The organism is Prochlorococcus sp. G4PB16, assembly GCF_059772465.1.
Genome location: NZ_CM186289.1, coordinates 327650 through 339492 on the forward strand (window position 1 = coordinate 327650; position 11843 = coordinate 339492).

Here is an 11843-nt window from a genome sequence, read left to right on the forward strand (position 1 = left end):
TTTTATAAGTTAAATATATAATTTATGACTGATTTTTTAGGCTATCTCAACTCTGAAAAGAGACCGATATTAGTCTTTGATGGCGCTACCGGCACGTCTCTGCAAGATCAACAACTTAATGCAGATGACTATGGCGGAGCTTCATTAGAAGGTTGTAATGAAAACCTTGTATTGACATCAGTTTCCAGCGTCGAAAAAGTACATGAATCATTTTTAAATGCAGGTTGTGATGTTATCGAAACAAATACATTTGGTGCTACTTCAATTGTTCTAGATGAATATGGAATTGGTTATAAAGCTTATGAGATCAATTTAAAAGCGGCACAAATAGCAAGGAATGTTGTAAATAAATATCAATCAAAGGAAAAACCACGATTTGTAGCTGGATCTATTGGACCAACAACCAAGCTACCAACCCTAGGTCATATCAGTTTTGATGAGCTAAAAAATTCTTATCTCGAGCAAGCTAAAGCACTAATTGAAGGTGGAATTGATCTTTTTATTATTGAAACTTGCCAAGATGTCCTTCAAATCAAGGCTGCTTTGCAAAGCGTGAATGAAGCTATTGGTTTTGGAAAGAGAATTCCATTAATGGTGTCGGTAACCATGGAAACCACTGGCCAGATGCTTATTGGTAGTGATATTTCTTCTATTACAACAATACTGGAGCCATTTAATATTGATATTTTGGGCCTTAATTGTGCAACTGGCCCTGAAGAAATGAAAGATCATATTAAATATTTATCGCAACATTCACCATTTCATATTAGTTGTATACCAAATGCAGGACTTCCAGAGAATGTAGGTGGCAAGGCTCATTATCGACTAACTCCAATGGAACTTAAGTTCCAACTTAGTCATTTTATTAATGATTTAGGGGTTCAACTAATTGGAGGTTGTTGTGGAACTAGACCGGAACATATTAAGCAACTTTCAGATTTATCTAAAGAGCTTTTATGTTCTGAGCAAAGATTGGATACTCTTTCAAAAGAAAGATCTATAATCCCAGCTGCATCATCAATATATGAGTCTATTCCGTATGAACAAGATAACTCTTTCTTGATCGTAGGTGAGAGATTAAATGCTAGTGGATCTAAAAAAGTAAGAGAACTACTAAACGATGAGGATTGGGACGGACTTGTTGGAATTGCAAAATCTCAACTGAAGGAAAATGCTCATGTATTAGACGTAAATGTAGATTTTGTTGGAAGAAATGGGATCGAAGATATGTCTATGTTAGTCAAAAGACTTGTTAATAATATTAATTTGCCTTTAATGCTTGATTCAACAGATTATGAAAAAATGGAGAGTGGGCTAAAACATGCTGGCGGAAAATGTATTTTAAATTCTACTAATTATGAGGATGGACCAGATAGATTCTATAAAGTAATTGATCTTGCTAAACGATACGGGTCAGCCGTCGTAATCGGAACAATTGACGAAGATGGAATGGCTAGATCTGCTAACAAAAAAGCAGAAATAGCAACAAGAGCCTATAAGGATGCGACTGATTCTGGATTAAAATCTTATGAACTTTTTTATGATCCGTTAGCATTACCTATCTCAACAGGATTAGAAGAAGATAGAAAAAATGGTTTAGAAACTATAAAAGCAATTAAGTTAATAAAAGATAAACATCCAGAAGTTCATTTAATCCTTGGAATTTCAAATGTAAGTTTTGGTTTATCTTCTAGTGCAAGAATTGTTCTTAATTCTATCTTTCTTAATGAAGCAATTAAGGCCGGTCTTGATTCTGCAATTGTTTCTCCTTCAAAGATTTTACCTCTAAACAAAATAAGTGAAGAAGAGGTAAAAATTTGCATGGATCTTATTTATGATAGAAGAATATTTGAAAATAAAGTATGCACATATGATCCCTTAACAACCTTGACTAGTTATTTCGATGATTCAAAGACAATTATAAATAAAAGTACTAATAATGATGATATTAAATTACAAATAGAAGAAAAACTAAAGAATCATATTATTGATGGTGAAAAAACTAATTTACATTCAAATCTTGATCTAGCATTAAAGAAATATAAACCTTTGGTAATAATTAATGAATATTTATTAGATGGCATGAAAGTAGTTGGTGAATTATTTGGTTCGGGTCAAATGCAATTACCCTTTGTTCTCCAATCTGCGGAAACAATGAAGTTTGCTGTTTCATATTTAGAGGATTTTATGGATAAATCTGAGGTTAATCAATCAAAAGGAAAATTTATTATCGCTACAGTTAAGGGTGATGTTCATGATATTGGCAAAAATCTAGTAGATATAATTTTATCAAATAACGGTTATGAAGTTATTAATTTAGGAATTAAGCAAGAAGTCAATTCAATAATTAATGCTCAGAAAGAGCATAACGCTGATTGTATTGCCATGAGTGGACTACTAGTTAAATCAACTGCATTTATGAAAGATAATCTTAAAGCATTAAATGAAGAAGATATATCAGTGCCTATTATTCTTGGTGGTGCAGCACTCACTCCAAAATTTGTTAATCAAGATTGTGCAAGTGTTTATAGAGGGAAAGTTATTTACGGAAGAGATGCATTTACAGATTTGAAATTTATGGATTCATATATGAAAGCAAAGGAATTAAATAACTGGGATAATATCTTAGGCTTTAAAGAAGGTGCTCCTGAGGGGATCACTATTGGTAATTATAAAAATACTAATAATGATAAAAAAATTAGTATAAAACAAATAATTGATAAGCCTTTTGAAGATAATTCAAGATCAAAAGATATATCTCAAATAGAACCTATTCAACCACCATTTATTGGCCCAAAGTTTTTATTAGAAAAAGATATAGACATAACTAAGATTTATAAATTCTTAGATCGTAATGCATTATTTGCAGGCCAATGGCAGATGAGAAGGTCAAAACAGATGTCTGCATCAGATTATAAGGACTTTTTACTTAAGAAGGCAGAGCCGAAGTTAGATTACTGGATGAATAAAATAATAAATGAAAACCTTATTAATCCATCTTTAGTTTATGGATATTTTCCTTGTGGTAGAGTGGGTAATAACTTAAATGTATATGATAAAGATCACCAAAGTCTTTTAGGTGATTTTTTATTACCTAGGCAAAGATCTGGAAAAAGATTTTGCATAGCAGATTTTTATAATGATTTAAATAATAATAAACCTACAGATTATTTGCCAATGCAGGCTGTAACAATGGGAGAATCAGCTAGTGAATATTCCCATAAATTATTTAGTCAAGATTCATACTCTGATTATTTATTTTTTCATGGATTGACCGTGCAGCTTGCAGAAGCACTTGCTGAATATATACATTCCATTATTAGGATTGAGTGTGGATTTGAAGATTATGAACCAGATAATATAAAAGATATCTTAGATGTTAAATATCGAGGATGCCGTTATTCTTTTGGTTATCCTGCTTGTCCTGAAGTTTCTGATTCTAGAAAACAATTGTTATGGCTTCAAGCTAAAAAAATTAACATCTCCATGGATACAAGTGAGCAACTTCATCCTGAACAAAGTACAACAGCTATTGTTGCATTACATCCAGCAGCTAAATACTTTGGAATTTAAATATTTTCCCCAATTTATAAATTAATTTGAAAAATTAGTTATTCATTTCATCAATAGTTTCTAATACTTCCATCTGGAACTCAGCCATTGATTCTGAGTCACTTAAGTCAATGCCCTCTCCAGCAGCATTTTGAGTTAGTTCCTGAAAGTGACTAGCACCCTCACCAGTTGCCAAAAATTCCATTGCGGATGTTTCCCCGCTCTCGCGAAACGCATCGCATAGAGCTAAAAAAGCTTCGTCTTCAGAAAAGTCCCAATCCATTGAGGACACATTACTGAATCAGGTTTTACCTCTTTCCCCCCTGCTTTCGTCAACCTTATTTGCCAATAATCTCAAACTATTTTGCAAATTGATAAATTTGAATTTCCTTGTTTCATCCCAAAGTCCTTGCGGTGCAATGGACTTCAGCTGAATACTGATTTATGAAATAATTCATGAATTTAATCTTTTATCTTTTGCAATTCAAAAATATTTGTTAAAATAATCTTTTAAAGAATAAGAAAGAAAATCTAAGAAGGAATTAAGTGGTCTCTAGAAGCCCGCAAATCGTCTCTAGAGCGTCGAACCAATTATCTGGATGGAATTAGATCTTTCATGCCTTGATCGGCTTGTCAGGCATAAATTCCATGACTTCTAGAATTGTGATTACATTCTTTCAGCTTTTTAAAATTTTTGATTAGCAATTGGTTAATAAGCTTTTATTTAAATTTTAAATTTATAGATTAATAATTATATAATCTATAAAGATTATTTATCAAAGGTCTATCTAAGGTGAAGAGCGAATCTATATGGTCAAAAGCACTCGAAATTAATAGAAAAGCTGTTAATTGCGGAGCTGTAATTCCTTTGAATACTATAAAATATAAATCTAATGAAGAATGTTATGATTTTGAGCTTCGTTTTCTTAAAAGTCCGATACCCAAGTATTTAATAGAATATGGACCTAAACGAAATCCATTTATCCCTTGGGATAAAAGATTACAAATACAGTCAATAAATGATAAACATACATTAATACTAAATAAATACCCTGTACAAATAGGGCATATGTTATTAATAACCAATACTTGGATGCCACAAAATGGCTGGTTAGATAAAGATGACTTTGAAGCTATTCTGAATGTTGATAATAATACTACAGGTTTATGGTTTTTTAATAGTAGTAAAGAAGCTGGTGCTAGTCAGCCTCATCGACATTTTCAATTATTACCAAGACATTTTAATGAGAGTATTTGTCCAAGATATGAATGGTTTTGCTCTTTATTAAATAATACTATGGATACCCATTCTGAAATTTCTCATTGTATTTCTATTAGACCAAGGAATATATACAAAGATTCTAGCTCGAATGAGTTATTTAACTCATATAAGTCTATGGTAAGTGAGATGAATATAGGCGATATGGATTTAATTAATAAACCTTTAAAACCATATAATTTACTTATAACATCTAAGTGGTTTGCACTGATAACTCGTAAAACTGATAGATCCAATGGATTTAATATAAATGCTCTTGGTTTCGCCGGTTATTTTCTTGGAACAAAAAGATCTGATGTCGATACTCTTACAAAATTTGGCCCAGAAAGAATATTAAAGGATGTAATTTAAGAATGTAGATTAAAGTTAATTTAGCTTTCGACACCAGTTGTTGTTGAATTCATTTGTTCTTCAAGTTTTGATATTGATGCAGTAATAGCAGCAAGTTTTCTTTCATAAGATTCTTTAACAGAAATTAAAAAATTTAATTTCCTTGTTTGAAAAAATTTTTTTCTTTCACTCCAGTTTCTGGATGATTCGCAGAAGTTCATTTCTGATTACTATTTGATACACTAAAAAAATAATACATAATAATATTGATTTACGTGGCCATAATTAAATTTTAAGATAATATACAGAAAATATAATATATTTTCAATTAGATATATATATATAAATTCAAAGCTAAATGTGTGTTGAAGATAGAAAGACTATTAATATATGACTAGATATAAGGATCTTGTGACAGAAGGGGAGGGCAAGGAAGTTAAGAGAATATCAATTGATTTGCCGATTGATCTAGTTGATGGCGTCGATCGACTTCGCAAAGAGTGGGGATTTAGAGCTAGAGGACTAGTTTTCGAGAGATTATTAGAGGTTATTTTTTCTAATGATTTAGATGAGGATATAATTGAAAATAGACAACTAGATTTTAATCGTAATAGTAATCATGATAATTCATCTGCTAAAAATGGGATAGATATTACTAACCAGGAAGAAAAAGCACTTGTGATAGTTGGAAATAAGAATATTGAAATAAAAAATGTTGCTGTCAATGGAGTCGAAGCTAATGATGTTCATAGAAAAAAACAAGAAATTATCTCCACAGGCATTGAATTACCAGGTTTTATTAGAAAACAAACTACAAATCTAAAGAGAAGCTTGAGTAAAGATAAAACTTTTAAAAATATGGAAGACACCTCAATTACTACTATTGATATTGATGATTTATTAAAAGCGAAAGATGCTGCTGTAAAACATTGGATCTATCTTTATGGGCAAAAACCGACTGAAAGTGTGCTTGAGGCTTCAATGATATGGCTTGCTAGAGATATCTGGCCAAATGTCGATGGCACAGAAAATATTCCTTTTACCTGGAATGCTGCCTGTAAAATGCTTAATTCCTATTGCAATGAATGGAAAATCAATTCGGTAACTTTTGATGATGTGGTTATATTGGCTGGGGCGCTAGAAGACCCCTTCTCAGCTAAAAATCTAAGAAGTAGAATACCCACTCTCATTCGTAGATTCGTTAACAAATTCAAACGTAGTCAAAATGTGACTTCATTTCAAACGCTTGAGTCTACGATGACTGTTCATGGTGCTCTTAAGTTATTGGGTTTACCAACTAAGGCTGGTTCATCTCTAACGCTTTCATTTATTAGAGATTCCTATAAAGAAAAGGCTCTTTCCAATCATCCTGATGCTGGAGGATCAAACGAAACAATGAGAAAACTAAATGAGGCTTATCAATTACTCAAAGATTTATACAAAAATTAGAATCCCAAGTGTCTTAGCTAAGACACATAATTAGTCTATTAATAAGACCAGAATTAGATCGTGTAGACTGGATTTGATTTGGCTTGATTTCGTTGGAAACTTGGATTTGGATAAAGATTTATACAAAATTAGAATCCCAAGTGTCTTAGCTAAGACACATAATTAGTCTATTAATAAGACTAGAAACAGATCGTGTAGACTGAATTTGATTTGGCTTGATTTCGTCAAAAAAAACATCGATTTGGATAAAAATAAATCCTTTATGTAAAATTATTATTGATGTTTTTATTAAAAAAAAAATACATATAGGTATTTGACTTCATCGCTCGCATTTTTAAATGAGTAAAAATTGATATTTCAATATTACTGTTTGCATAGGTTTGCTTTTTTAATGCAGCCTGACACGAAAGATGTCCATCTTTTGTCCATGAATGATATCAGTGCTGTAAGGCATTGATATGACAGGGCTTTATAGCATGCATAACTGCTTTATAGACAGTTATGCATGCTATCAATGTAATTAATCTCTTGGATTTGAGTTAATAAGATATGCTTCTGGGGGGTAGAATTGAATTTTTTCTCATGCATCTAGTATGAGACCGTTTGTGGGTCTAGAATTAAATCTCTTTTAAGACTTATAAGACTATTTTTCAATAACTTTGAAAACTTATTGATATTAGCGTAAGCGTTATTGATCCTATTTTGGTTTTAATCCAAGTAAATAATTTGACTTATCGAATAGATATGCTGAATTGGTATTATATTTTTCAAAACCATCTAATTAGTCTAGTATTGGTCTTTGTCTTGGACTTAGAATGAGTCGCACTCAATACATCTAAGACTAGCTTCTGAGCTCCGCGTTTAATTTTTCTTTAAGAGCAGATCTTATTTTTTCGTGAATTGGATTTATATCTTCTTCTATTAGGGTTTTTTTAGGATCTCTGTATTTTATTCTAAAAGCCTGGCTAATCGAATCCTCGGGAATAGAAGATCCCTCGTAACGATCTATCAATTCCACTTTCTCTAAAAGTGGTCTACCAGATTTCTTTATTAGATTTATTATTTCTAAGGAACTATATTTTCTTGAATGAATAAGCGCAATATCCCTTTCCATGAAAGGAACAGTGGGGTAATCCTTGTAAATTCTTGTCCATTTTGTTTTCCTTGTCGTTGCCTTAATCAATGAATCAAACTCAAGGTTAAATAAGTATGTTTCTTTAATTAGATCATATTTCTCGGCGAGATAAGGGTGTATTTGCCCAAAGAAGCCGATACTTTTCCCTTCAAGAAATAATTCAGAAGTTCGACCCGGATGCATGAAATCTTTTTCGATAAGTTGCTTATCAATAATTTCAATTCCGAGAACTTCAAGGGATTGCTTAAGTTTTCCTCTTGCTTCAAAATAATCTAAAGATATTTGTTTTGATGCTGAGCCCCACTTACTAATTCGTTTATTTCCAGTCAAAGCACCTGATAATAAATTTGTTTCAACAAAGCTTTCTTTATCTTTTTTGTATGTCTTTGCTATTTCAAAGATCCAACACCCTTCAGCTCCAAATGAAACATTTCTCTTGAGTATTTTAAGATGTTCATCCCATACATTTGTTCTCAATCTGCTGGTCTCTGACAGTAATGGATTTTTGATAAATACAGCATTTTCATCAGTGTTATCAGGACCAACAAGTGATGAAGTCACTACTTCTTGAAAACCATTGTGGATAAAGGAATTTCGCAAACGTCTTTCAACTAAATTTTCAGGTTTTAGTACTCCTGGCTCAAGAGGATCTGGTATATTCGAATCAAAATTATCATATCCAATTAGTCTTGCTATTTCTTCTATTAAATCGATTTCTCTAGTTAAATCAGTTGATCTGTAAGGAGGAATTTGTACATCCCAACCACTAGAAGTTGACGTAATTAGGCAGCCAAGTTTTGTTAGAATAGGCTCAATATCATTCTTATTAAGATAACGGAGTGCATTAGAACTTTTACCTAATAGATTATTATCTATGTAACTCAATTTACCTAGAACCTTGTTTATTTTGTCTATTCTAAGATTGAGAGTAATATCTTTTCTAATAAATTCATTATTAACGTGAGTCGATTTAATATTACCACCTAATTCTAACGAAATAAGATCACTAGCTCTTAGTGAAACAGCAGTTGTCATTTTAGGTGATATCCCTTTTTCGTATCTACTACTTGCATCTGTTCTGAGCCCTATTTCTCTACTACTATTTCTTACTGATGTAGGAGTAAATACAGCTGCTTCCAACCAAACTCTTTTAGTTTTAGCAGTTACGGAACTGTTGTTTCCTCCGATAACCCCAGCTATTGCAATTGGAATATCACCGCATGTAATTACCTTTATATTTTCATTTAATTTATATTCTTTTTTATCGAGTGCAATAAATGATTCGCCTTCTCTACCATTTCTAATACCAAAATCATTTGGCATAACAATTCTACCAACTATATTATTTAATAGATCTGCATCAAAGGCATGTAGTGGCTGGCCTTGCTCAAGCATTAAAAAATTTGTTATGTCTACAACAGGGTTTATACAATTTTGTCTTAATGAATTTAATTTATTAGATATAGATTTATTTATCTTTCCAGTATTGTTTATATTATCTATATACGTAAGTGAGTAAATAAAGTCTGACCCTATCGTTTCTTTTTCTCTTATTTGTGGCACAAATTTTTCAAACTCTTTATTGAAATTTAAAGTTGGTAATGTTAATTTTGAATTTGATATTGTTGATATTTCTCGTGCTATACCAGCCAAAGACATACCATCAGGCCTGTTAGCAGTTATTGCTAATTCAATAATTGTGTCATTTAAACCAAGATAATCGATAGCATTTGAACCAATTGGAGGGATATTTGTTTCACTTTCTTCAAGAATTTCTATACCTTCATTACTACTTTCAATCCCTAATTCATCCAATGAACAAATCATTCCTGCGCTTTCTACCCCTCGTAAATTAGATAATTTTATGTTTAATGACTTTGAAGATAAATAGGCTCCAACCTTCGCCACAAGTACGTGATATCCGGCTTTTACGTTTGGTGCACCACAAACAATACTTAACTTTTTGGGTAAACCAACATCTACTGAACAAACTTTGAGCTTTTCGGCATTTGGATGTGGTGTGATCTCGTCAACATAACCAATGACAACATTCTTCGCTTGGGCTGATAAGTCTTCTATTGATTCAACTTCAAAGCCTGTCATTGAAAGCTTTTCAGACAATTCATCAATATCATTTGTAAATTGCACAAGATCTTTTAGCCAAGAAACTGATACCTTCATGATTTGTTCTGACAGGAGTTAAACATAGGTGCTCGAATGAATTTATAAAAAAGGGTGCTTAGCCTAGTAAGATTGTACTTTGTTCCATAGACTCACAAAAGTTGAGCTAAGATGATATGGCTAAAAAAGGTACCAGAATAGTGGTCACTTTAGAATGTACTGAGTCTAGATCTGTACCTAGCTCAGAAAAGCGTTCTGCAGGAGTATCTAGATACACCACAGAAAAAAATCGTAGGAACACTACTGAGAGGCTGGAACTTAAGAAATTCTGCCCTGAATTAAACAAGATGACTATTCATAGAGAAATAAAATAATCATTTCTTTTTATACACACATTAAAAATGACTAATTCACTATTCAAACAAAAGCTCTCTCCCATAAAGCCTGGAGATCCTATTGACTATAAGGACGTAGAATTATTAAAGAAATTTATTACAGACAGAGGAAAAATCTTACCTAGAAGACTTACGGGGTTAACAGCTAAGCAACAAAGAGATTTAACCACAGCAGTTAAAAGAGCACGAATAATTGCCTTACTTCCCTTTGTTAATCCAGAAGGGTAATTTAATATTCTATTAATAATAGAATGTCCAATAAAGTAATAGATAATGAAGTTCAAAATATAATTTCTAGATTTAAACAAACAAATAATGCAAATACTTCAGTTAAAGATCTAACACATCTTAAAACATATTCAATAGATGATTCTCAAACGTCTGAAATAGATGATGCTATTTCTTTAGAAAAAATATCTTTTCAACATAAGTTATGGATCCACATTGCTTCCCCTACTTCATATTTTGAATATCAATCAGCTATTGATAAGAAGGCAAGGAAGCTTATTTCAACTGTTTATTTATCAACAAATACTTATTATATGCTTCCTGAAATTTTAATAAATGATGTGTTTAGTCTAAGTGATAAAGAAAAGAGAGAATCATTAAGTTTAGGTGTTATTTTTAATGAAGACGGTAGTATTGGTTCTTCAGAAATAGTTCAGAGTATTATTAAAGTAGACTTCAGGCTAAATTATACAGAAGCTGATGAACTAATAGATTATGCGCCAAAAGAAGAAGAAGATTTAAGTATTATATCTGAAATTTTACAAAGTAGAAAATGTTGGAGAAAAAATTCAGGTGCTACCGAAATATTAGAATCATTTGGAAAGATTATTGTAGAAAATAACAATCCCACCCTTAAGATAATAGATCCAACGTTATCGAGACAATTAATAAGTGAAGCAATGATCTTGTATGGAAATCTTATTTCATATTTTACTAAGCTCAATAAAATTCCAGTTCCATATAGAGTCCAACAACCTATAGAAAAAGTTTCTAAAGATAATATTCAAGATTCTAATAATAAAGTTTTATACAATTTTTTACTTAAGAAAGCCATGGGTAAGTCATATTACTCTATAAATCCAATGCCTCACTCCAGTTTAGGATTAACATCTTATCTACATGGCACATCACCGATAAGAAGATATGCTGACTTGATAGTTAACTTTCAATTAAATAGATATCTAAATAATAATAAACTTATATCCAAAGAAGCTGTTGAACAAATGATTCTAGAGATTAATAATCAAGGAAGACAAAATATTATGAGATATAGAGAGGATCAAAAATATTGGCTAAATAAATGGTTCGATAAAAACTCTTTAAATATATATAATGTGATTTTACTCAATTGGGTAAACAGATATAAAAACATTTGTATTTTATACTTTCTAGACTACCATTTCTCTACTATATGTAATCTAAATTCAAAAATGAGCTTAAATATCGGCGAGAGCTTTAACGTTCAAAAAATAATCAATAATAATAACAATGATATAATGTTTTTTGAATTAATTTCATTATCAAAATAAGCGTTCATCATAATTGTGCAAGAGTTTTAAAAATACAATATAAT

General features: G+C 31.4%; 9 protein-coding genes. 6 read left to right on the forward strand and 3 right to left on the reverse strand.

Annotated elements, in window-relative coordinates:
* Window positions 1-24: 24 nt before the first annotated feature.
* Window positions 25-3573, forward strand: coding sequence for a methionine synthase (gene metH, locus AC6EIZ_RS01735; RefSeq protein ID WP_498511857.1), 3549 nt, complete (start codon window positions 25-27; stop codon window positions 3571-3573).
* Window positions 3574-3607: 34 nt separating this feature from the next.
* Here the strand turns inward: metH and AC6EIZ_RS01740 are convergent, their stop codons facing one another.
* A complete protein-coding gene (locus tag AC6EIZ_RS01740) occupies window positions 3608-3835 on the reverse strand; it encodes a DUF8667 family protein (protein ID WP_498511859.1) in 228 nt (75 codons plus the stop codon).
* 510 nt (window positions 3836-4345) lie between these two features.
* Between AC6EIZ_RS01740 and AC6EIZ_RS01745 the strand changes: the two genes are divergently transcribed.
* A complete protein-coding gene (locus AC6EIZ_RS01745) occupies window positions 4346-5182 on the forward strand; it encodes an ATP adenylyltransferase family protein (RefSeq protein WP_498511861.1) in 837 nt (278 codons plus the stop codon).
* Window positions 5183-5202: 20 nt separating this feature from the next.
* Here the strand turns inward: AC6EIZ_RS01745 and AC6EIZ_RS01750 are convergent, their stop codons facing one another.
* Complete coding sequence (locus AC6EIZ_RS01750; RefSeq protein WP_498511862.1) at window positions 5203-5382, reverse strand: hypothetical protein; 180 nt, start codon at window positions 5380-5382, stop codon at window positions 5203-5205.
* 169 nt (window positions 5383-5551) lie between these two features.
* Here AC6EIZ_RS01750 and AC6EIZ_RS01755 point away from each other — a divergent pair, with 169 nt between their 5' ends.
* The gene (locus tag AC6EIZ_RS01755) at window positions 5552-6610 is read left to right on the forward strand and encodes a molecular chaperone DnaJ (RefSeq protein WP_498511864.1); all 1059 of its coding nucleotides are present in this window, start codon (window positions 5552-5554) and stop codon (window positions 6608-6610) included.
* A gap of 841 nt (window positions 6611-7451) precedes the next feature.
* On the opposite strand, the gene pheT is transcribed toward AC6EIZ_RS01755, so the two are convergent.
* On the reverse strand, window positions 7452-9926 hold the full coding sequence (gene pheT, locus AC6EIZ_RS01760; RefSeq protein WP_498511865.1) for a phenylalanine--tRNA ligase subunit beta: 2475 nt from the start codon (window positions 9924-9926) through the stop codon (window positions 7452-7454).
* A 116-nt stretch (window positions 9927-10042) separates the two neighbouring features.
* Here pheT and rpmG point away from each other — a divergent pair, with 116 nt between their 5' ends.
* The 3 genes from rpmG to AC6EIZ_RS01775 are packed head-to-tail and all read left to right on the forward strand — an operon-like array spanning window position 10043 to window position 11799.
* Complete coding sequence (rpmG, locus tag AC6EIZ_RS01765) at window positions 10043-10240, forward strand: 50S ribosomal protein L33 (protein WP_011823694.1); 198 nt, start codon at window positions 10043-10045, stop codon at window positions 10238-10240.
* Between the two features lie 27 nt (window positions 10241-10267).
* Window positions 10268-10489: a 30S ribosomal protein S18 gene (rpsR, locus tag AC6EIZ_RS01770; protein ID WP_011293874.1), complete on the forward strand. Its 222-nt coding sequence runs from the start codon at window positions 10268-10270 to the stop codon at window positions 10487-10489.
* A 23-nt stretch (window positions 10490-10512) separates the two neighbouring features.
* Window positions 10513-11799 (forward strand): ribonuclease catalytic domain-containing protein, encoded by a 1287-nt coding sequence (locus AC6EIZ_RS01775; RefSeq protein ID WP_498511866.1) that lies wholly within the window; start codon window positions 10513-10515, stop codon window positions 11797-11799.
* Window positions 11800-11843 lie beyond the last annotated feature (44 nt).

Coding starts and splice junctions, on each gene's coding strand:
- rpmG (WP_011823694.1), top strand. CDS start 10,043: ATGGCTAAAAAAGGTACCAGAATAGTGGTCACTTTAGAATGTACTGAG.
- AC6EIZ_RS01740 (WP_498511859.1), bottom strand. CDS start 3,835: ATGGATTGGGACTTTTCTGAAGACGAAGCTTTTTTAGCTCTATGCGAT.
- rpsR (WP_011293874.1), top strand. CDS start 10,268: ATGACTAATTCACTATTCAAACAAAAGCTCTCTCCCATAAAGCCTGGA.
- metH (WP_498511857.1), top strand. CDS start 25: ATGACTGATTTTTTAGGCTATCTCAACTCTGAAAAGAGACCGATATTA.
- AC6EIZ_RS01750 (WP_498511862.1), bottom strand. CDS start 5,382: ATGAACTTCTGCGAATCATCCAGAAACTGGAGTGAAAGAAAAAAATTT.
- pheT (WP_498511865.1), bottom strand. CDS start 9,926: ATGAAGGTATCAGTTTCTTGGCTAAAAGATCTTGTGCAATTTACAAAT.
- AC6EIZ_RS01755 (WP_498511864.1), top strand. CDS start 5,552: ATGACTAGATATAAGGATCTTGTGACAGAAGGGGAGGGCAAGGAAGTT.
- AC6EIZ_RS01775 (WP_498511866.1), top strand. CDS start 10,513: ATGTCCAATAAAGTAATAGATAATGAAGTTCAAAATATAATTTCTAGA.